Genomic DNA, 23387 nt, shown 5'->3' on the forward strand with positions numbered 1-23387 from the left:
ATCGCCCTCGTAAAACACGAGATTACAAAACACCGAATGAGTTATTTAAAGGAGTACCCACTCATTTACTTCGTTCATTACGGTGTTGCGCTTAATATGTGAATCCAAGAATTATCAAAATGATTTATTTTATTTGTTTTTTATATGTTGTATGCATTACTATAATTACATTTAATTGTATTTGTTTTTTGTATGATAAATTCGACTTTACAAATATTATATCTATTATTTTATTTCATTTAATATAAGCTCTATCACATGTGATGTGGTTTTTTATTAATTTTGAAATAACCTTTCATTTTTCCCATGAATCATTGTTAAGGTATTTATGCATGTTTTTGTAATGCAGGTTTACTATGTGATAGTGTTAAGTGAAATGATAGGAGGGATAAATATAATTATTTGTAAATTTATTCTTATGGATATTGGGGTAAATAAAATAGACCTTAATTTTGAGTGAATTATAGATATTGAAGTTTTCCAAATAGATGATTAAAAAGTAATAGTCATAATTTTTTGAATTTGTGATGAATTAATCTATTTACTAAAATGATCTGTTGGAATTCAAATATGGATAAAGATAATATAAATGAAACAAACATGAAACGTGGAGGGTTTATTCGCCGTGTTGCATGGTTTAATATTGCATTGCAAACATTATTCCCTATTGCAGGAAGTTTAACCTCTGTCATGGTTGCTAATGCGAATAGTCAAGTCCAACCAAGTTCAGAGCTTCAACAAGATAGCCGATGGTATATCATTCAACAGAATGAAACATTAGATGATATTGCTAAAAAGCACAATTTAACAGTCGATGAAATAAAAGTACTCAATCATCAATTGGTACCATTTGAAGGAAAAACAGTATTAATCCCAGGAGAACGTATTCTTTTGCCCGAAGCTAAAAAATGGTTGAAATTGTCAGATAATCAAAATGAATCAAAGGAGAGAGAAAGGCAGCTTGCTGATATTGCAAAACAAACAGGGCAATTTTTGAAGAATAACCCAAGCACTGATTCTGCGATGGTTCTTGCTCGCTCAGCCCTCGTCAATAAAGCTAATAATGAAATTGAGCAATGGGTTAAACAATTTGGTAATGCCCGTATTCAATTGAATACCGATAAGAATTTTTCGTTTAAAGGTTCTCAATTTGATTTGCTGTTTCCTTTATGGGATGAAAAGGAAAATCTTATCTTTAATCAAAACAGTCTTCACAGAACAGATGGCAGAACGCAAGCTAATGTGGGTTTTGGCTGGCGTCATTTCACTTCTGATTATATGTTTGGTCATAACGTATTTTTTGATTACGATTTATCACGACACCATTCCCGCGTTGGTTTAGGAATAGAGTATTGGCGTGATTATTTAAAATTGAATGCAAATGGCTATATGCGAATCAGTAGCTGGAAAGATTCCTCTGATCTTGAGGATTATCGTGAACGACCAGCTAATGGCTGGGATATTCGGGCTGAGGGATACTTACCGCAATATCCTCAGTTGGGTGCAAAATTGATTTATGAACAATATTATGGCAATGAGGCGGCGTTATTTGGTAAGGATAATCGCCAGCAAAAACCCCATGCATTTACAGCAGGTATTACTTATACGCCAGTACCTCTGATCACTATTGGTGCTGAGACACGGAAAGGTAAATCCGGTAAAAATGATGCAAAATTGAATTTTCAAATAAATTATCAAATTGGTATCCCGTGGCTGAAACAAATTTCAACTGATGCTGTTTCTTCTTTGCGTAAATTATCTGGTAATCGTTATAGTTTTGTTGAGCGAAATAACAACATCGTTTTGGAATATCAGAAAAAAGAAGTAATTCGATTGCAATTAGATGAAGTGATCGAGGGTTACGCTGGTGAAGAGAAGCCATTAAAGGTTGCTATAGCTTCAAAATATGGTCTTGAGCGCATTGATTGGGATTTTGCTTTATTGACAGCTAATGGTGGCAAGGTTATTGAAAAACGGGAGAATAATTACCGTATTTTGCTGCCAAATTACCAATATGGTCAAGAGGCTAATAATATATACAAAGTCTCTGCTGTTGCTATTGATAAAAAAGGCAATTATTCAGATCGGGCTTACCTTCAGGTTATCGTTTCTTCTGCGGCAATAGATAAAACTCAAAGCACACTATCACCGACAAAAATTGAGTTACCCGCAGATGGCAAAAGTACCAGAGAAATAACGTTAGAGATTAGAGATAAACGGAATTTGCCTGTTAATGTTAATGCTGAAGAAATCAATATTAACATTGAATCAGAGCAGAAAACACCAGATAGCCTGCCTGCTCAGGTTCCTGCTTCTCGGAATGCTACTGCAAAGAAATCTATTGCTACTGGAACCGTCGTATCTACTCAGGTTTTAGCTTTTCAGCGTATTGAAGCAGGGAAATATGTTGCCACGGTGACAGCAGGTACGCGTACTGAAACGTTAACGCTGACCCTATCGGTGAGAAATACTATTTTTTCTTCAGCACATATCGTGGTTAAAGCGGATGAAAAAACAGCAAAAATCAAACCCGGCCAATTGAATATTTTACAGAAAAATGTGCCGGCGGATGGTAACACTCCTAACCAGATAGAAATGACTGTAACTGATAGGTTTGGTAATCCAATTCCTGATTATGTCGTCACATTTAATGCAGACAATGGCGCTGATATTAAAGGAGAAGGCCCCACCGATGTGAATGGCCGATTAGTGATGCCGGTGACAAATACCAATGCAGGGATGACTACAGTTACGGTTAACGTAGGAGGTATAGAGTACGCTGTAGAAGTTGTATTTACACCAGACGAAAAAACAGCACGTATTGAAGAGGGCAATTTACAACTTATGCATCCAGATGGATCTATTGTGACCGAAGGCGATACTTTTGTTGCTGATGGGCAAACAAAATATCCAATTGAAGCAATAGTGACAGATAAATCGGGTAACTTAGTTCCTAATGTAGAGGTGATTTTCCACGCTGATAATCAGGCGGGTATTACAGAGGAAAGAGTTAAATCAAATGAGCAAGGAGTGGCAGAAACATCAATAAGCAGCACAAAATCTGGAACCACAACGGTGACAGCGACTATTAACACGGGGAGAGGCGCTATACAGGTTGAGATTCCAATGACGTTTATCGGGCATAAAGCGACGGTCAAAGTGTTAAAAGTTGAGCTGGATGAGAGTAAAAACCAGCCTGATCCTGAGGGTAACTATCTTGCAGATGGTAAAACACCTGTTACTGTCAAAGCTTTTGTTGTTGATGAAAATGGCAACCCACTGACATCGGTCACAATCTATTGGGAATCAGATCGAGACAGGAATATAGTTAGGCTAGGAAGTTCACAATCTGATACAGATGACAATGGGATCGCCTTTGCTACAGTGACGAGTACAGAAGCTTTCGATGTAAGAATCACTGCCAGTACGAATAAGAGTTCAGAGAGAAGTTCAAGCACCTCAGAACCTATTAAGTTTAAGGAGATGCTTCCATAGGAATAGTCGCTGAAATAAAACAAGAAAATCCTAATAAAGACTTTGTTGCAGATGGTAAAGATAGTGTGGAGTTAACTTCGCAAGTCTTTGATAAAAACGGTAATCCTTTGAAAGGAGTCAAAGTTACATGGACAACTGATAAAAATGGGGCGGTGGTTAATCAAACAAGTATTACAGATGAAAATGGGGCCGCAAAAACAACACTGAAATCTACTGAATCGGGTGAAATCATTGTGACGGCAACTTACGAAAACTGTGATGGGACGCATAATATTCAAGCTATTCAAGTCAATGCGGCTGCGGATTGGAATACTGCAAAAGTTTCGCTCATCAGTGATAAAAGCGAAGCTGTAGCGGATGGCTATGATGGGATTAAAGTGATTGCAACGGTTATTGATGTAAATAATAACCCATTGTCTGGTAAGCATATTACTTGGCGTTCTTCGGAAAAAAATAATCAGTTGAATCCTGTTGCAAGCCTGATTGATGCACAAGGGAAGGCGAGTACAGTTATTTCGGGTACGCAGGCTGGAGATATCGTTATTGAAGCGATATTTATGAATGAAGCCAAAGCAAAACATACGGTGACTTTTACCGCCATTCAACCGGATTCTAAAAATGCCGATGTAGTTGGTACGCAAAAGCAAAGCCAATTTACATTGTTGCCGCAATCCATTGTGGCAAATGGAACAATTAAGGCAGAAGCGAAGCTGGTTCTTAAAGATCAGTACGGTAATTTAGTTCCTAACCAGAATAACAAAATTTCATATTCAGTTATTTCGGGGGATGCCAACGGCATTATTTTCCATAATCAAAAGGAATCTGCACCGGGTGTTTATACGGTATCTATCTCTGGGACGCAGGAAGGATTGGCTACTATCCGTGCTGAAGTAATAAGCCATGCTGAAGTAACAAAACAACTCTATTTTGATGCAACGCTAGGTTTTGTTGCCAATGCAACAACAGCTCAACTGGCATCTGTCACAATGATGAAAGCAGGTTCTAATAACCCAAACAACTTACAATTTATTTCTGTTAATGCAGATGGTAAGGGTAGTGTCGTTATTAAAGCTCAACTTCAAGATAATAACGGAAATAAGGCACTGCCTAATGTTGCTGTCGGCTGGAAAACCACATTGGGGAATTTGTCTTCAATATTGAGTAAAACCGATGCAAATGGTATTGCAGAAATATCATTGACGAGTAAACAGGCAGGAAGTGCACAAGTTACTGCGGTATTGGGCAGTGGAGAGAAAACCGCTCAAACTCAGGCGAGATTTGTTGCTGGGGCACTGTCAAAATCACATTCATTAGTGAATATCTCAAAAAATATTGCGGCTGCCGGTGAAGAGATTCAGATTACGTTTACACCTAAAGATATAAACAGCAATTTACTGACAGAAATAATAGGAAATATAGCATTAGAGTATACAAATGATTTAGGTATCACGCCTAATCCACCTCAGTTTCAGAAAAATAGTTTGGGAGATTATGTCGCTAATATTCAAGCCAAAAATGTAGGTCATACGGATATTACTATTAATGCTGATTCTAATGCTTATTCCCTAATAATTGACCATCCCGTCAAATTAGAGATTGTGGCTGATCATACAAAGCCCCAAGCGGTTGATGAGCAAAATCCATTTACTGTAAATAAACAAGGCGGAAACGATCTTCTTAAAGATGGGGATAGTGTGGCTGTTGATGAAACAGTAAATTATTCCATTCCATTGGTGGATGAAAATGGTAATCCGTTAGGCAAAGATGTCCCTACTTATTGGTCGGTTGAAGGTGAAGGTGTATTAAGTGCGGCGAGTGTATTAACGGATGATAAAGGTATGGCCAAAGTCGAAATGATTAGTAATAAAACTGGCATGGCTAAAGTGACGGTCAATCTGCCAGGTGGGAAATCTTATACGCAAGCCGTGATATTTACCGCTGGTGAGTTAGATACACAAAACTCCGCAGTCATATTATCTAAATCTAAAATAATTGCCGATGGTAATGACGAAACGCTTCTTATTGTGAAATTGTATGATACATCAGGAAATGTGATACCTAACCGATCAACTGAGATTCGGGTAATTCCTCAAAACGGGAAGGGTATTAATATTTCTCCACAAGTTGTTGAAGATAATGTTCACTCTGGTGAATACCATATTCCAATTAAAGGGACGAAAATAGGTAATGAAGAATTTACCGTATCGGTTAATGGGGTGGATTTAGTCAGGAAACCGATTCTTACCTTTGTTGGCGATGGAAAGTCTAAAAAGATGACTGACTTTACTCTTAGTCAGCGTTCAATGGAGGCGGGCACTCTCGTTACATATTCTGTAAAAGTCATTGATGCCAATAATAACCCATTGGAAGGCATGATGGTTTCATGGCGATTACCATCAGACATGGCCTATGATAAGGCGTATAAACCGAGATCAGCTAGTCAGACTGATGGGCAAGGTATCGCCGTGCTGAACATTAAGCCCATTAGTGCTGGAAAATTCATTCTTGAAGCCTCTTTGGATGGAAATACACATCAGGACATGCCAGAGCTGACGGTGACTTCATCGACCATTGACATGCGAAAGTCGACATTTGTGACAGATGTGACGAAGATTGGTACAGCTGGCAAACAGAAAGAAGCAGTACTGACAGTTAATTTGTCAGATCAATATGATAATCCTATTAGTGGGAAAAACGTCAAAATCGACTTATCGAAGAAGCTAAATGGTTTCAGCGTAAGTTCGGTCAAAGATAATGGCGATGGTACTTATACCGCGTCAGCGACTTCAAGCAATAAAGGAGTGGTTGAACTTCAGGCTGAGGTTAATGGGCAAAAAATAGGGAATACATTAGTTATCAACGTAGGGGCTATTACGCCAGCTTTGCGTTTTGATAATAAAGATGTAATGGTAATTTACACCAAAAACTATACGAAATCCCAAAAAGTACACAATTTACCACACGATGTACGTAAGATGTGGACAAGTTCAGTACCAGACGTTGCCGATGTGGATGACAACGGGAATATCACATTGCGAAAAGCGGGTAAAACAACCATTACGGTACAAACAGGAACCAATGGGCAGTATAACAAGGCGGATGCGAGTTATCAGTTGACGGTAGAACGGGCTGCTCCTCAGTTAAAGAGCCGGGATATACAAATTGTTGCAGTATGGAATGATGGAGTAAGTCGCAAGGCTGAAATCAAGTTCGAGAATCATGATGTGGATTATGACAATTTATTGAAACTGAGCCAATTTTCCAGTTCTGCCAATAATGTGGTGAAAGTGGATACACATGGCAATCTTACGGCAGTGAAACCCGGAACTGCTATGATAACCATCAGTACGCCAGAGACAGAACAATTTAAGGCATCGTCTACCAAGATTACATATTTATTGAAGAAAGGAAAAGTGAATATCAGTTTTCCCAGTTCTACAATAGTAGATAGATTAAATGGGAAAAGAAGCATAAAACAAGATATTGTGTTGCCTAAATATGCTAAAGGGCATTGGGAAAGTGGCAATGAAAGCATCATAGGAGTATTAACTAATGGAGTTTGGACGAGAAAAGCAGCTGGTGCAGCAAAAATGACGCTACATGTTGACGAAAATGATTATTATAAGTCTAATTACAATAGTTACTATGTGGAATTATATGATAAACCTGACATAAATCTGGGAACACTCAAATATTCTAGTAAAGGACAGGTATTCTCAGCAGGAGATTGGAAACCGGTCTTTACTGACGACACAATATCTATAAATTGGAATGTCAGTTATTCAAATAAATATAAACCAACATATCATGTAAGTGTACAGTTAGTGGATACTCTATCTGGAAAAGTAATTGATAATCAGGATTATAAAATATCTTCTCCGATAAAATCAAAATCTACTAAATTTAATTCTAAACCTGAATATTATGGAAAGAACCTTCAGATAAAATTAATTGCTAAAGGTTTCGAACAATTTGAGACGAAAAAATTGTCCCAAAAGATTTTTGTGACGAATCTTATCCCAGATGAAATATGGTCTGCTTTCATCATTGAAACTGTAGTAAAATTTAAGCATTTGCTGTATTACAGGGCAATTATTGGGATTCTTCCTGCCAAGAAACTGTGTTGGGTAACCCACATCATGTAATGGTTATGATGGCTGAAAACAGTAAAATAGATTTTGGAAACAAGGTATTACTTTCTCCAATGGAATTATTTTATGAAGCGAGTAATAAACGTATTGAAAATTCTTATTTTAGCTATCTTGATAAGGATAGTGAGGATGCGGTCAAAAAAACCGTGTTTGATCATATCTCGAAGACTACTTATCTTGGGGCGCCGACAAATAATCCTGTGGGAGTCAAAGTTGCGATTATTAGTACCGGATGTTGGAGTGATCATGTAGAAGGATATGGAGTAAAAGTGTTTATTAAGTATGCAGGAAAAGAATACAAATATGCATCAGTGGGTGGTGATAAGAAGGGATATGGGTTTGGTGGTAATGGAGATGGTCAAGGTATATTAAATAAAAATACCATTTGGACTAGAGAATATTAAGGTTATAAATAATCGTAAATTATTATTCCTTAATAATAGAAGTGAGCTATAAGGCTCACTTCTATTATATAGCTAATTTATTTTAAAAACCCATATCCTTTATGAATTTTTAAAAAAGCTAATCATTAACTCATAGTAATAGATATAAGGATAATAAGGATAATCAAATTCTGGTTTGAATTATTTCCGCCAGTTTTGCCGCAATTTCTGGGTAATGTACGATCCCTGCATCCGGCATCAAGATTGCCTCAAGCCCATTGATATAAGGCTCGTGCTTTTTCAGCTGGGCTTGCGAAAGTAGACTGATTTCAAAGCCGTTTTTCAACCCTCGCTGATAGATATTTTCCAGCAAAGATAGCTCTTTGAGTTGCGTGGCAACAATCACCTTATCGCAACGGTCGTAATATATACCCTTCGTATTTCAAGTTGCCTCTTTGTTGGCTGCACTCACTCACCCTAGTCACATAGTTATCTATGCTCCCGGGGATTCGCTCCCTTGCCGCCGCGACGCATCTTGAAATCCATTGGGTATAGGCCATTTTCTTTATCCAATATCAGCAAGCGCAAGTGCTGTTCTTGCAGGGCAGAGCCAAGACGACTAATCTCGCACTAATGATAATCACGTCATACATTTTTAGGATGTTCCTCATTGTTCTTATTTTCTACACAGCATTACATATCCAGTTCAGAGTTCAATATTGAAAATTGTGATAGGAGTGTTATATGTATGAAAAAATAAACGAAAAATATGAAGTAACTGATAGATTTTAAGTGAAGTAAGAGCACTATATAATCTTGCAGAGAATAAAAAAATCAGGCTTTATGAATAAAATTCATATTTATCTAGAGGAGATAGAATAATGGCTACTATACACAATGATATTGATCATTATGATATTAAAACCCGTTATGCATCTGTTTCGGTAATAGATACAGGAGGTAATGGGCTGCCTGTTCTTTTAGTTCATGGCAATTCAAGTTGTAAAAAAGTATTCCGTCATCAGATTAACCAGTTAAAAGGAAAGTATCGAGTTTTGGCACTAGATTTGCCGGGACATGGTTCGTCATCAAATGCCAGCGAGCCACGTCAAGCATATTCAATGCCTGGTTATGCACACACGATTATTGAGGTATTGGAACAAATAGGTATTAACAAAATAGTGGTTTTTGGTTGGTCATTAGGTGGTCATATTGGGTTGGAAATGTTGGCTTTATTTCCTAAGATGATTGGCTTAATGATTTGCGGTACTCCGCCAGTATCAGTGGGTGCAGATAACGTGGCTCTTGGTTTTCGCCCTGGTGTGGGGCTTGCCGGCAAAGCAGAGTTTACGGAGGAAGACATCAAGAATTTTGTATCTGATACCTATGGGATCAATGCTCCCCATGATCCTTTGATTGTTGAAGCGGTGATAAGAACAGATGGATTGGCACGGCAGTATATGTTTGAAGCCTTTCTTTCTCCTCAGGCAACTGATCAAAAATTATTGGCTGAAACCAGTAAAATACCGTTAGCAATCGTTAATGGAGCAGATGACCCATATATTAATTTTGACTATATTAATGGACTGAATTACCAAAATCTTTGGAAAGGGAAGGTATTTAATTTGGCTGGTGTTGGTCATGCACCTTTCTTGGAGTCACCCGAGTTATTTAATCCAATTTTGGCTGATTTTCTTAAAGGTTTTCAATGAAGCGTCTTCATTACGTAGCTTGAGAAAATTATAGTTGTGAAAATTATAGTTGTGGTTTATCTGTTTGATAGTTTAATTTTATCTGTTGAATTCTATCTAGTGGTAAGGATATTCTTTATTAAAGAATATCCTTATTTTTATTTGCATATATCTATTGTTTTGCGAATGCAGGTTTGGTAAGGGGTAATGTACCAACCAGTGCTGAATGAAATAAACTGGATATATGCCATTTATCCTTCTAATAATACTAGATTAGATACAAGCGGCTTTAAGTAAGCCTAAAGCACCATCACCAGGTATTTTTTCACATACAGCTTTACATGCAGGCTGTAGTGGTTCAGCTAACATATTGCAAGCCATTGCAGTTGCATTTGCTGCAATGGTTGTTCCTATGATTAATGAAAGTATACAAGCAACTAGTTTTCTGTTCATAATTTCATACCTTATATAGATGTGCATCTGGTTATCTGAAAGGATTCACTTCAATATGAATTCCACTTCTGATATCGGATAGAAAATTATTCTTTTTTTAACAGCATATAATGTTAAAAAAGCACTCTGTTCTCTGTATCTATTACTTTCAATCAAAAAAATTAACTATGTAGATAGCGTTAACGTCAACATGCTAATTTTTGCAAAGGTTCTGTATTTTGGCTATTGGTTTTTTCATCGTATTGATAATGTGTTGACGAAATAGTAACAGTATTTCCTCATTTTTTTATCGAAAAAAGTGGTGACAGAAGAGATGTAAATAATTTTTTGATATATTTAATCTATTGGAGGTGTTAATAAAATATTTTATTTCTTATGTGATAATTGATCATGTTATTTTTTGGAGGAATGAATAATATTGCACTTATTATGTGAATCTTGGGATTAATACTATAAGAAGCAAGAATCCACCTGATATACAAGTGGATATATATGATTTTATATTCCAAATTATTACACAGAAGTGACTGGATATAGAAAATAAATAAATTTTTAGAAAAATTCTGATAAATGTTTTTTTAATCGTTTAATATCCTGCAAAATTTGTGGGTTTTTTATTACATCGTGGCAAGCAAATGTTGGTAATGGCGACATACCTAAAAATTGGTTTGCTTTATGAAAAGGATAGTAAACACTGTCAATGCCTTTTCCTTCAAAAAATTGATTGGGATCTTCAAATGATTCCAATGGCGCATTCCAGGTGACTGAAAACATATAAGTCTTGTCTTGTGCCAAACCACCTGAGCCATATTTTTTGGCAGGATTATTGCGGGTTCGCCCATCATCCTTAAATAAAGTACTGTGACCAGCACTAAAGATCTCATCAACATATTTTTTTAAAATCCACGGAGCTTCCATCCACCAGCCTGGCATTTGGTAAATCACACTATCAGCCCAATGAAATTTATTAACTTCGGCAGCAATGTCATAACCTTTATCTACATGCGTTACCTGAATATCGTGGCCTATCTCTGTCAGGTGATCCTTAATAATTTCGGTTAAGGTATTATTGAGTTCTCCTTTCGATTCGCCAAAATCTTTTGCTGAATTGATCACTAAAATATTGCCCATAATAATCCTCTGTTTTATTCCGCTGATAAATCACGGATTATCTTAAAACTGATTTTGATTGAGTGGGTGCCTATTTATTGCTAATCATTGCCTGATCCTCCAGTAATATCTATTTTCTGTATTTATTTTTTTATATTTACTGTTTTTGGATAGCCCGCAATCGCTTGATATCTCGGCAAGGAGGTTCTCCAAAAAGGCGATTATATTCACGGTTGAATTGGGAAGTACTTTCATAACCAACCTGAAATGCGGTGGTTGATACATTGTAGTGCTGTGTCAGCAATATTCGCCTTGCTTCGTGTAAACGCAGCCACTTCTGGTACTGTAATGGACTCATAGAGGTAACAGCTTTAAAGTGGTGATGAAAAGAAGAGGGGCTCATTTTGGCGATTTGAGCAAGTTGCTCGACTTTGACCGGATCGGCAAAGTGTTCTTTTAGCCATTTAATCGAATGGTTGATTTGGTGGCTTGGACTTTCTTGAGAAGCCATTTGTTGTAAACGCCCCCCTAACTCACTTTTCAGTAGTCGATAGATGATCTCTTTATGTATCAAGGGAGAGAGGACGAGAATATCTTCTGGTGTGTTCAATATTTCTAATAACCGATTAAAACAGCTCAATAAGTCAGCGGTGGCAGGGGTTATAGCTAATGCGCATGTATCCTGCGCTTGATGTTTTATCATAACTTTATTTTCAACCATTAATCTTGAAACTTCTTGTATGTCGAGTTGCAACATCATGGCTAAAAAGGGTTTTTCCTTAGATGCGGTGCAAATCTGGGTAATGGTAGGGATATTTGTCGAAGTCACTATAATTTGCTGAAAATCGCAACAATAAGAACGATCTCCAATTGTCACCCGTTTAGCCCCTTGGACAATAACCATAATACTGGATTCGTACAGCTGGCCTATCGGATCTGTTGGCTGCTCCAAATGGCAGAGCGTCAATTGAGGAATCACTGTTTTTAGCGCGTGAGTATTAGGACGTGTTAACTTAGCCATTTTTCCTGCCAATAGCTGTAACTGGATTGCGATTTCTGCTCTATCGGATTGGTGATGCAATGCATTCATTTTCTATTTCCTTATTTATATAAAAATCATGTTTATTAGTGCGTTATGCAGCATATCGCTAGACGGTGGAAATTTGTATCAATAACAGCGGTTGATTGGAGGATTAGGCAAGAATTGTGGAGGATGTATTTTCAAATAAACCTTACTAATTATATGAAGTTTTCATGAGCAGCAAACTTTGAATTTACAAATCAGCTAATTGTTCATTAGACCAATGAATTTATTTTATAATGAATAACCATATTTTAACGTATATTAATCTCTGAATGATTGTGATATGTTGCTATAAAAAGTTGACATAAGTAATGTGAGTTGGTCATTTGACAGAGGAATGAAATTACCTTGAACTTTAACGAATAATAAGTGAGGAATTTATGTCTGAAGTTAATAAACCAGAGTCTAAAGGTTACATGTTATCTTTTGATATTAAACCAGGAATTTTAATGCCTGAAAATTTTGAAAAAGAGTTGGGGTATTTGAAGGATGGCTATGGCGCTTTAAATATAATCGAAAATAATACAGTGATCGGAGGTATATCGTCGTTCGGACTTTCATCGCAAGGTAGTGTTGATAATCCTACTATATATATGGTTATGGAAATGAAATTTCCTCAAGAAAATGAAAATGCTATAATAGAATTATCTGAAAAAAAACTTGATATAACAGTCGATGATGTGGTCTATCATATTGGTAGCGGTATCATTGTAGCTTCTTCGATTACGCTTGGTTTTACGTACACTAACGCAAGTGGAACAGATGTAATGAAATTATTTGCTGTAATGGAAAGGGAGCAAATAGGGGAAACCAAGCGTTTTTACCTTAACTGGAGTTAACTACAACTTACATTGAATCCAAGGCTGCGCTAATGCGTGGCCTTTTTCATATTTGGACAATGATATAAAAGAGTCTGTTGTAATTAACAATAATATTATTATCAATCCATACCAGCATTTTTGGACCCCGAATTAAGTGAATATAACATCTGAAAAGGAAAAAATATGAACGAAAATAAAAACCGTCGTGAGTTCTTAAGTCAGACTGGCAAAATGGTCACTGCTTGTGCGCTGTTTGGTGCAATCAGCCCTGTCGCATATGCTGCTCAGTCAGCTACAGCAAATGATGAGGCGAGTGATTCTACGAAGATAACCGATAAACATTACTATCTGGATAACGTTTTGCTGGAGTCAGGGTTTGTATTTGAGGGGCAGAAAACTGTCAGCACGCTTACTGAGCTGAAAACGCTGGAAATCAACAATGGAAAAATTGTTGCTCTGCGTGAGAACAAACAGTATTCGGACAGCACACTACCTCGTTACAATGCGAGTGGCAAGCTGATGCTTCCGGCGATGCGGGATATGCACATTCATCTGGATAAAACATTTTATGGTGGCCCGTGGCGTGCCCTTAACCGACCCGCAGGCACCACGATTCAGGACATGATCAAACTAGAGCAGAAACTTTTGCCAGAACTGCAACCGTATACTCAAGAACGCGCGGAAAAGCTGATTGATCTTCTCCAGTCGAAAGGCTCTACTATTGCCCGCAGCCACTGCAATATTGAACCAGTTTCTGGTCTGAAAAATCTCGAAAACTTGCAAGCAGTGCTGGCGCGTCGCCAATCTGGTTTCAGTTGCGAAATTGTGGCTTTTCCGCAACACGGTTTATTACTTTCTAAATCGGAGCCATTGATGCGTGAAGCAATGCAAATGGGGGCGCATTATGTGGGTGGTCTCGATCCAGCTAATGTTGACGACTCAATGGAAAAATCCCTCGATACAATGTTCCAGATTGCACTGGATCACGGCAAAGAGGTGGATATTCATTTGCATGAAACCAGTCCGGCAGGCATAGCAGCGATTAATTACATGGTAGAAACTGTGGAAAAAACACCTCAGTTGAAAGGCAAACTGACCATCAGCCACGCCTTTGCGCTGGCGACTCTTAATGAACAGCAGGTGGATGAGATAGCTGCCCGCATGGCTATACAGCAGGTGACTATTGCTTCGACTGTGCCTATTGGTACGCTGCATATGCCACTCAAACAGTTACGCGATAAAGGTGTATTTGTGATGACCGGCACCGATAGTGTGATTGATCACTGGTCGCCGTATGGTTTGGGTGACATGTTGGAAAAAGCTAACCTGTACGCACAGCTATATGTTCATCCGAACGAACAAATGTTATCGCGCGCGCTAGCAATTGCCACCGGTGATGTGTTGCCACTTAATGATAAAGGCGAACGTGTATGGCCTAAAGTGCAGGATGATGCCAGCTTTGTGCTAGTGGATGCTTCCTGTTCCGCCGAAGCAGTGGCGCGTATTTCGCCACGGACTGCGACGTTTCATAAAGGGGAAATGGTGTGGGGGAGTGTGGAGAAAACGGTATAAGTTAGAAAATCCACGCGCAGTTGCGTGGATTTTATTGAATAACTCTGGGTCAATTGACCTCGTTCAAGGTGACAAACTCCACTCCGTATACTGCTATCTGTTATGGGTTTATAGGATTTTTCTTTATTAATCAGCCTATTAATGGTCGATTAAAATTTGTTGATATAGACAGATTCTAAGGGTAATGTTGGCAAGTGATAATCAATGTGGTTACTTAATGGCGGGCCACGAAAATTTCATACTTACCATTTATGGAAGAAAATTATGATAAATATCACTGACAATATGCTACGTTTTGGCTTCCTTTTTATGTTTTGTTTAATTTCAAGGAACGTACAAGCAAAACAATCCATTAATGATAATGTGACTGATAAAAATCACTGGGCCAGCATAAAGGGGAACAATAATTCATATATAAACAATTCGTATTTAAACAATGCGTATTTAAACAATGTGGAGAAACGCTATCTATTACCCGCTTTGCCTTTCGCCATTGAAGAATCGGAGCGTCTACGCACGATGAAGCTGGCAGATTATTTCTCCTCCGGCTTATATGTCCGCAAAGGTGAAACTATTCGCCTATCGTTAACCGGAGCGAAGACTGTTGCGATCTTTTTTGGTTCCCCGATGCTCCCTGTCTCCAAGACATCGGAAGAGATGTTTGATAATTCGGTTACTAACTCTATTCTCATATCCTCAAAGGATAACATCAGTACTTTTACATCTCCTGCGAGTGGGATGATGTATTTTCGCTATGCCCTGCCTTATTCTGAGACACTAAACTCCGCGAAAGCGTCGATTAAGGTTATTGAGGGCGGTGAAACTGTTCCTTTTTATGTCGCGGGTCAGACAACACTCAATGAATGGCGAAATATGTTAAAGAAATACAGTCAGTCGCCATTTATTGAGATAACCGATCGCAGAAGCATAATTACCGTAACACGAAAGACTTATAATCGTTCTGCAAAGGCAGATCCGGCAGTATTGCTAAGTAAAATTGAACGTATCATAAATGCCTACGATGATATCTCTGGTTTATCGGCTCAGGGCGATAATAAAGATCGCTCATCTCCGCTTAAAGTTCATTTTATTGAGGATAATTTTTCCACATCAAAAAATATTGGTAATGCTTATATGTATGCGGAAAAATACATGATAGGTATGCCAGGAGACAGTTCACTGGATGTACTTAACCCGGACAGATTATCATCCGCTTGGGGGGTATGGCACGAAATTGGCCATCATTATCAACAGGATGATTGGCTTTGGGAACCCGTCGTAGAAACCACAGTTAATATTTATTCTCTGTATGTTCAATCGCTATTAGGTTTTCCTTCTCTATTAGACAAAAAAATGGATAACGGTCTAATCTGGAATGAAGTTGCGAAGGAATTCAAGGAACTCAAGAAATTTCCTAATCATAATTTCAACAGTGAGAGTTCAGATGAAGATAAAAATGACAAAATGCTCTGGATAAGACTGGTAATGTTTGAGCAACTGAGGAAAGGATTGGGGACTGACTTTTATCGTAAGCTTCACCGCTATTATCGGCACCACCCGTTGAAGAATACAGCCAATGAAGAAGAGAAAATTAACATGTTTGCCTTACGTGCAAGCCTGATTTCAGGTTTTGATTTGACGAAATTCTTTACCGGTTGGGAGTGGGTTATTAATAAGAAAACCCGTGATGACATCAAGGCTCTTAATCTTCCAAAATCAACACTATAAACATCAAATTACATAGCAATGAGCCATCTGATAAAATCCACGCAACTGCGTGGATTTTATCAGTCTCGATAAGACATTCTAAAATGTCTTAAGACAAGAAAAATGATTTAGACATTGAACAAGAAATTCAGCACATCGCCATCTTTAACGATATAGTCTTTCCCTTCTGCACGCATTTTGCCAGCTTCTTTCGCGCCTTGTTCACCTTTATAAGTGATAAAATCATCAAACGCGATGGTTTGAGCACGGATAAAGCCTTTTTCAAAATCGGTGTGGATTTTACCCGCAGCTTGTGGTGCTGTTGCACCGACCGGAATAGTCCAGGCACGAACTTCTTTCACGCCCGCAGTGAAGTAGGTTTGCAGGTTCAGCAATTCATAACCAGCACGGATAACACGGTTCAGCCCCGGCTCTTCCAGACCCAATTCCGCCATAAACTCTTCGCGATCAGCATCTTCCAGTTCTGCAATATCGGATTCGATGGCCGCACAAACGGGAACAACGACAGAGCCTTCTTTTTCCGCAATGGCGCGAACGATCTCAAGGTGTGGGTTATTCTCAAAACCATCTTCATTGACGTTTGCGATGTACATGGTTGGTTTCAGGGTCAGGAAGCTCAGGTAGCGAATAACCGCTTTTTCTTCTGCACTCAAATTCAAAGAGCGCAGCATACCTGCTTGTTCAAGGTGAGGAAGACATTTTTCCAAGGCTTCCAGTTCTGCTTTAGCGTCTTTATCACCGCCTTTGGCTTTTTTCTGTACACGTTGGATGGCGCGTTCACAGGTATCCAAATCAGACAGGGCCAGTTCTGTATTGATAACATCAATATCTGAAGCAGGATCAACCTGACCAGAAACGTGGATGATGTTGTCGTTTTCAAAACAGCGTACCACATGACCGATCGCTTCTGTTTCACGGATGTTGGTCAGGAATTGGTTTCCTAAACCTTCACCTTTTGAAGCGCCTTTTACCAGACCAGCAATGTCCACGAATTCCATGGTGGTTGGCAGTATGCGTTGTGGTTTAACAATCTCAGCCAATTGGTCGAGACGTGGGTCTGGCATCGGCACAACACCTGTGTTTGGCTCGATGGTGCAGAACGGGAAGTTTGCTGCTTCGATACCTGCTTTGGTCAGCGCATTGAATAATGTAGATTTCCCAACGTTAGGCAGGCCAACGATACCGCATTTGAATCCCATATATTTATCACCTTAAATCACTTATAAACCAACGAACAATATGCTTGTCGGTAAGTTATACAAAATTGGCGCTATTATACACGCAATAGCCCGTTGCGCCACGCACTCCCAGCTAGGCGCTGGCTTTAAAGGCATGCAGGCGGTTAATTGCCTTGTTCATACCTTCTTTAATGAGGATGTCAGTACAGCGCAATGCTTCATCTATCGCATCGTCAATCAGTTTTTGTTCGCTGGCAGGGGGCTTACCAAGGACGAAACCCACAACTTTGTTTTTATCGCCCGGATGGCCGATGCCGATACGCAGACGATGGAAGTTAGGGTTATTGCCGAATTTGTTTTGAATGTCTTTCAGGCCATTATGACCGCCATTACTGCCGCCTAGTTTCATTTTTGCCACGCCGGGCGGTAGATCCAGCTCGTCATGGGTAACCAAAATTTCATCCGGTTGAATGCGATAAAATCCAGCAAGAGCAAGGACAGATTTGCCGCTGAGGTTCATGAAAGTGGTTGGCACCAGTAAACGAATATCCTGCCCATTTATGTTGATGCGGGCGGTATAGCCAAAAAATTTACTCTCTTCTTTCAGGGACTGGTTATGACGTTGTGCTAACAAATCGACAAACCATGCTCCGGCATTATGTCTGGTCTGTGCATATTCAGCCCCGGGGTTTGCCAGGCCAACGATTAATTTTATGTTACTCACGGTTTAGGTTCGCTTATTGGCAATTGAACAAAAAAGGGGAATAGTTTACCTATCTCAAAGCTTGAGTACAAAATTCATTATAGCCTTATCTTTCAACTCGTTGTTTTACCGGATGCATTAATCCTAATCTCTCTGACTATTTCCGATAAGACTGTCCTTTTTAATAAATATTATTTTGGTGGAATGTAAAAAATTAGGCTTAAATTTGTACATCTTGTGATCATTGCCGCAATAACCTTTTATATGATAGGGCTATAATTAATACATGAAGAAAGATGTCTACTTTCGTGCTTTTGAGTTCGTTGTGTTTGCAAATTAGCGTTCACAAAAAGTATTGGAGGTTGTTTATGAGACGTAAAAAGGCTTTTATTTTTGGCAATATTCTCATGGGAACGGGAATGACGGCAATGCTTGCTAGTCTGGCTTATGTATTGCTTAGCCATATTTTCAAATTTGGTCAGTCTGAATTTCTTACAGGTATCTCATTAATGGGATTGTTTGTTGGGGCATTTATTTGGCTGGTAGGCGCCAGGATTGGTGGTCGGGAACAGGTTACTGATAGATATTGGTGGCTGAAAAATTACGATGAGCGTTATCGTCGTAAGAAACATCGACATCCGTAATTATTTTAGACGTTAAAATTCAGTAGGTTTAGGTAAGGCGGCAATTTGCTACCGCCTTACCTTTGCTTGTGAAAGTATTGGCATATCAAAATCTGACATTGAGGCCGAGATTGAAGTAATAGTCATGGTTTGGCTCATTATCATTTTTTTCATGTGATACAGCCGCAAATGCATGAAGATTATTGGTCAGATTGGCATTGATGCCGACAGTGTATTGAACGCGATCCCTCTTCTGTTTTTTCCCCTGTTGTACGAAACTTGTTTGGGTGGAATTGATCGCGCTGCGAAGAGCATAGTGTTCATCATTGAATTGATGCTTAAACAGGATAGAGGCATAAGGATTAATAAGTCCTAATTGTGTATCTGCTCGCCAGCCCAACGAGCCAATTCTGGCATGATAGTGTTGATCTCCAAAATGCATGGCAGTACTCCTGTTACCAGATTCACGATAACTATCAATATTCCCTTTGTCCCAAGTGTATTGGATGATTGGACTGGTGGTCAGATAACGGGTGACAGGGATATCCCAGCCTGCCGTAATACGCCAACCCCACTGCTTACCCATCGTTGAACCTGATTCCCTACGTGTAGCCTGACCAAGTTGGATGGAACGTGACAAATTATCGTAATTGGTGCGTGAATAATGGAAATCACCGCTTAGCCAGCCGTGGTCATAGTAGTTCCATAGAGTGTAAGCTGTTATAACATGGCCTGTCGCCGCATAATTAAAATTAGGCGTTGCATTTTGTTCATCTCTATAACGTGAAATTGTTGCCCCTAATAGCAAATTATCCGTCAGTTGATAATCGCTCCCCAATGTAAGGGTACTATTGTGATTGCCAGTATAACCGCCGAATACACCAATTTTACCTTGTTCTTTATGACGATTGCGTAATTGTTGCAAGTGGCTGTCAAGTGAGGATAGGGCGACTTTGACTGGAATGCGATTGATAGGGTTCAATGTCATCACCTGTAGCGGAGCGTTATAGATCGACATAATGTACTGACCGATCACATGATGTGCATAAGGGGTCGGATGGAAGTTATCGGAAAATAAGAATGCTTGGCTTTTATCAAATTCAGGGTCGGAAGAAGAACAAAGCATAGCCGTTTTACCTTGTTGACAGGCATAACCCAGGGTATTGGAGATACCATAAATAGTCGGGTTCTCAATCACTTCTCGTAAGAGAAGGTTGATATTGGCACGAAGGATATTTCCGTTACCGAGTCGGCTTTCTTCAATTTGATTATATTTGTCAGAAAGTTGGGAGGCAGTTTTGCTGACATTATCGTAAACATCATGTAATTGGTGGTAAATTTCTTTAGCTTTTTGGGGATCTTGGGGAGATGCGTTTGCGGCAATTTTTTTAAAGACGCCTTCGATAATTTGATTCCGGATTTCGGTATTTGGCGTAGGATACTGGTTAATAGCTTCATGAATTTGTTTCAGGGTTTGAGCGATCTTTTCCTCAGGGACTTTCTTTTTCTCCAACGAAATTTTAAGCACTTCTTCCAGAATTTTGGGGGTTGTTCCAACATCTGGGACATTAGGTACAATAACCAAACCTGCGCCAGCTTTAAGAAGCCGATTAACTTGCGATGCTGCTGATTCAGAACCGTCATTGATAAGATGTTGTGCAGATTTTTTATCGCCTTTCGCTAAATATTCCAGAGCATTAGATATATTATTGCCTCCGACCCAATGTATATACACACCATTAGGATCAGCCTGTTCAGAATGTGCTTTTAAATAATCATTGAGTTGCTTTTCTGTGGGATGAAAAATAAAGTCTAAGATTGGATTACCTGAACCATTAGCTGTAGCGCCTCCGTAGGCATAATTAGTTCCGCCTTTACCAGATGGCATTAGTTTTTCGCCTGTGAGTTTTCTAGTTATATATTCATCATATAGTTCAGCGTTTTTTCCATCTGTTGTGAATTTTCCGATATTCCCACCATCACTCAAACTATCCCCGAAAACATATACATTGTCATAGGCATAAGAATTAGAAGTGAAATTTATTAATAATGCAGTTGTAGCTGATACTAAAAAGAGTACCTTTTTCATATCGTTCTCCTGAAAAAACAGCATGTTATTTTGGCATCAGTTCAACACATTGAGTTAAAAGATCATTCAATTATTTCTCTGGTTGATGACTGATTTCCTGCGTATTTCAGTTAGATATTACTTCCATTTATATATACGAAAATTCAACAAAATGTTAATAACAGAATTAATTTATAATTAAACAAAAACGCAGGGCAATAATATTTATTGCCCTGCGTCTCTGAGTGAAAGTTCCCTTTCTGTTGTTCGATAGTTTATTAATATCGTCTTATTTACACAGTATTAGAAACTAGCATTGATGCCAAAACTGAAATTATAGTTAGGATCTTGGGCACTGCCCTCATTGCGAGTCACGGAAGCAAATCCACGCAAGTTATTGAACAGGTTTGCGTTCATACCGACAGTATATTGGCGCCAATTAGTGCTCTGTTTACCACTTTCCTGCACAAAAGAAGTTTTGGTGGAGTTAATGGCACTGCGCAGTTTATAGCTTGTATCGCCAAATTGATGATTGAGCTGAACAGAGGTATAAGGATTGAAACGACCAAATTTAGTATCTACTCGCCAGCCCAGTGTTCCAACTTTAGAAGTATAGTCTTGATCGCTAAAATTCATAGAAGTGTTATTGTTGCCGGATTCACGGTAGCCATCGATTTCACCTTTGCTCCAAGCATATTGGGCGATTGGACTGGTGGTCAGATAGTTAGTGACAGGGATATCCCAACCAGCGGTAATTCGAGCTCCCCACTGTTTACCCGTGCTAGAACCTGTTTCCCTGCGGGTGGCGTTGCCAAGCTGGATGGCACGGGTCAGGCTGTCATAATTGGTGCGCGAATAATGGACGTCACCGCTCAGCCAACCGTTGTTATAGTAGTTCCACAACGTATAAGCTGTCAGAACATGCCCACGTCCTTCGTAAGAGAAATTAGCGGCAGGAGTGCGCTCATCTTTATAGTCAGAGTACATTGCACCCAACAGCAGATTATCTATCAGCTGATAGTCGCCACCCAGTGTAAAGGTTTTGTTCTGGCTGCCAGTATAGCCACCAAAGACGCCGATTTTGCCCTGAGCATTGCCGCCATTGCGCAGTTGTTGCAGGTGACCATCAAGGGAAGAGAGGGCACTTTTAACTGGTGCACGGTTAACCTGGTTCAGGGTCAATACCTGTGATGGCGCATTATAAATAGAGGTAATATATTGACCCATTATTTTGTGTCCCAACGGCGTTGGGTGGAAGTTATCGGAGAATAAGAACTGTTTATCCTTTGTGAATCCTGAATTTTTAGAGGTACATTCAGCAGCACTTTTTCCTTGTTCACAGGCATAACCCAACGTATTGTGGATGCCATAAATCAGAGGGTTGGCGATTACTTCATTCAGCAGGCCATTGATATCAGCACGCAGGATATTGCCATTTTTTTCGCTGATTTTTTCGTCGACTAGATTGTTGTATGTATCAGTGAGTTTTGAAGCATCTTTGCTAACTTTTTCATAGCCCTCTGTAAGTTCTTTTTCAATTTGGTCAGCAGAAGCTCCTGGAATTAATTTTGCACCTTTTTGTGCTAACGTATAAAAAATGTTTTTTAGTGCAAGCTCGCGAGCTGCACCATTGGGGATTTCATGTTTATTAATTTCTGAATGAACTTCTTGCAAAATAGAATTGATTTCATCTTCAGGAATCCCTTTATCTTTTAAACCTGTTTCTATTAGGCTTTCCAGTAGCTTAGGGGTAATTCCAACATCAGGAACGGTTGGGGCAATAACTAAACCAGCACCTTTTTCGACAAGTTTATTGATTTGATTAGAGGCTTCGGTAGCGCTGGTATCAACAATTTCAACGGCCTTAAAAGGATCTTTCTGACCAGCAATTAAAGCCTCGGCAAGATCATTGCCACCTACCCAATGGATATAGATGCCGTTGGAGTCTGCTTGCTGATTATGCTTATTGAAATAATGTTCAACTTGTTCTTTTGTATTGGGGTTAAAAGCATTCAATTTAGGATCTTGGCGTAGTATTTTTAGAGCTGTTGCACCACCTTGAGCATAATTAGTTCCATCTTTTTTAATGGATGGCGTTAGATCAGTCCCCGTGAGTTGTTTAGCAATATACTCATCGTATAACTGGCTGGTTTTTCCATCTGTCGTATATCTTCCGTTATTCCCGCCATCACTCAGGCTATCACCAAAGACATAGACTTTGTCATAGGAATAAGCATTAGCATTAGAAATGGCATTGATTGAAAGTGCTAACAGTGCAGGTGTGAATAAAAATGCCTTTTTCATTGGCACTCTCCTTAAAAAGTAGT

16 protein-coding genes are annotated in these 23387 nt (G+C 39.0%); 8 read left to right on the forward strand and 8 right to left on the reverse strand.

Annotation, left to right across the window (positions count from 1 at the left end; genetic code table 11):
- Positions 1 to 570 precede the first annotated feature (570 nt).
- Genes PSI23_RS11495 through PSI23_RS11505 form a run of 3 tightly spaced genes read left to right on the forward strand, consistent with a single transcriptional unit; the run spans position 571 to position 8050 of the window.
- Positions 571 to 3495: an inverse autotransporter beta domain-containing protein gene (locus PSI23_RS11495; protein WP_273555220.1), complete on the forward strand. Its 2925-nt coding sequence runs from the start codon at positions 571 to 573 to the stop codon at positions 3493 to 3495.
- A 14-nt stretch (positions 3496 to 3509) separates the two neighbouring features.
- Complete coding sequence (locus tag PSI23_RS22960) at positions 3510 to 7640, forward strand: Ig-like domain-containing protein (protein ID WP_273555272.1); 4131 nt, start codon at positions 3510 to 3512, stop codon at positions 7638 to 7640.
- 5 nt (positions 7641 to 7645) lie between these two features.
- Positions 7646 to 8050 carry a hypothetical protein gene (locus PSI23_RS11505; RefSeq protein ID WP_273555221.1) on the forward strand — a complete coding sequence of 135 codons (405 nt, stop codon included), beginning with the start codon at positions 7646 to 7648 and terminating at the stop codon, positions 8048 to 8050.
- 163 nt (positions 8051 to 8213) lie between these two features.
- Here the strand turns inward: PSI23_RS11505 and PSI23_RS11510 are convergent, their stop codons facing one another.
- The gene (locus tag PSI23_RS11510) at positions 8214 to 8459 is read right to left on the reverse strand and encodes an FAD-dependent oxidoreductase (RefSeq protein WP_273555273.1); all 246 of its coding nucleotides are present in this window, start codon (positions 8457 to 8459) and stop codon (positions 8214 to 8216) included.
- 451 nt (positions 8460 to 8910) lie between these two features.
- Between PSI23_RS11510 and PSI23_RS11515 the strand changes: the two genes are divergently transcribed.
- Complete coding sequence (locus PSI23_RS11515; protein ID WP_273555222.1) at positions 8911 to 9741, forward strand: alpha/beta fold hydrolase; 831 nt, start codon at positions 8911 to 8913, stop codon at positions 9739 to 9741.
- 252 nt (positions 9742 to 9993) lie between these two features.
- On the opposite strand, the gene PSI23_RS11520 is transcribed toward PSI23_RS11515, so the two are convergent.
- The 3 genes from PSI23_RS11520 to PSI23_RS11530 form a co-directional block, all read right to left on the reverse strand.
- Complete coding sequence (locus PSI23_RS11520; RefSeq protein ID WP_273555223.1) at positions 9994 to 10173, reverse strand: hypothetical protein; 180 nt, start codon at positions 10171 to 10173, stop codon at positions 9994 to 9996.
- A 552-nt stretch (positions 10174 to 10725) separates the two neighbouring features.
- A complete protein-coding gene (locus PSI23_RS11525) occupies positions 10726 to 11304 on the reverse strand; it encodes an NAD(P)H-dependent oxidoreductase (protein WP_273555224.1) in 579 nt (192 codons plus the stop codon).
- A gap of 136 nt (positions 11305 to 11440) precedes the next feature.
- Positions 11441 to 12373, reverse strand: a complete 933-nt coding sequence (locus PSI23_RS11530) for an AraC family transcriptional regulator (protein ID WP_273555225.1) — start codon at positions 12371 to 12373, stop codon at positions 11441 to 11443.
- Between the two features lie 374 nt (positions 12374 to 12747).
- Here PSI23_RS11530 and PSI23_RS11535 point away from each other — a divergent pair, with 374 nt between their 5' ends.
- The 3 genes from PSI23_RS11535 (at position 12748) to PSI23_RS11545 (ending at position 16488) form a co-directional block, all read left to right on the forward strand.
- Positions 12748 to 13206 (forward strand): DUF7823 domain-containing protein, encoded by a 459-nt coding sequence (locus PSI23_RS11535; protein WP_273555226.1) that lies wholly within the window; start codon positions 12748 to 12750, stop codon positions 13204 to 13206.
- A 165-nt stretch (positions 13207 to 13371) separates the two neighbouring features.
- Complete coding sequence (locus tag PSI23_RS11540; protein ID WP_273555227.1) at positions 13372 to 14760, forward strand: amidohydrolase family protein; 1389 nt, start codon at positions 13372 to 13374, stop codon at positions 14758 to 14760.
- Between the two features lie 264 nt (positions 14761 to 15024).
- Positions 15025 to 16488: a M60 family metallopeptidase gene (locus PSI23_RS11545; RefSeq protein ID WP_273555228.1), complete on the forward strand. Its 1464-nt coding sequence runs from the start codon at positions 15025 to 15027 to the stop codon at positions 16486 to 16488.
- A 107-nt stretch (positions 16489 to 16595) separates the two neighbouring features.
- Here the strand turns inward: PSI23_RS11545 and ychF are convergent, their stop codons facing one another.
- Positions 16596 to 17687, reverse strand: a complete 1092-nt coding sequence (gene ychF, locus PSI23_RS11550) for a redox-regulated ATPase YchF (RefSeq protein ID WP_273555229.1) — start codon at positions 17685 to 17687, stop codon at positions 16596 to 16598.
- 112 nt (positions 17688 to 17799) lie between these two features.
- Positions 17800 to 18390 carry an aminoacyl-tRNA hydrolase gene (gene pth, locus PSI23_RS11555; RefSeq protein WP_273555230.1) on the reverse strand — a complete coding sequence of 197 codons (591 nt, stop codon included), beginning with the start codon at positions 18388 to 18390 and terminating at the stop codon, positions 17800 to 17802.
- A 347-nt stretch (positions 18391 to 18737) separates the two neighbouring features.
- On the opposite strand from pth, the gene ychH reads away from it, so the two are divergent.
- Entirely contained in the window at positions 18738 to 19013 is a 276-nt protein-coding gene (gene ychH / locus PSI23_RS11560; protein ID WP_273555231.1) for a stress-induced protein YchH, read from the forward strand.
- Between the two features lie 85 nt (positions 19014 to 19098).
- Here ychH and PSI23_RS11565 read toward each other — a convergent pair whose 3' ends face one another.
- Together PSI23_RS11565 and PSI23_RS11570 are read right to left on the reverse strand one after the other, a co-directional pair.
- Positions 19099 to 21081, reverse strand: coding sequence for an autotransporter outer membrane beta-barrel domain-containing protein (locus tag PSI23_RS11565; protein ID WP_273555232.1), 1983 nt, complete (start codon positions 21079 to 21081; stop codon positions 19099 to 19101).
- Positions 21082 to 21363: 282 nt separating this feature from the next.
- Positions 21364 to 23364 carry an autotransporter outer membrane beta-barrel domain-containing protein gene (locus PSI23_RS11570; protein WP_273555233.1) on the reverse strand — a complete coding sequence of 667 codons (2001 nt, stop codon included), beginning with the start codon at positions 23362 to 23364 and terminating at the stop codon, positions 21364 to 21366.
- Positions 23365 to 23387 lie beyond the last annotated feature (23 nt).

The sequence above is a fragment of the Xenorhabdus yunnanensis genome, assembly GCF_028598805.1.
GTDB classification, from domain to species: Bacteria; Pseudomonadota; Gammaproteobacteria; order Enterobacterales; family Enterobacteriaceae; genus Xenorhabdus; species Xenorhabdus yunnanensis.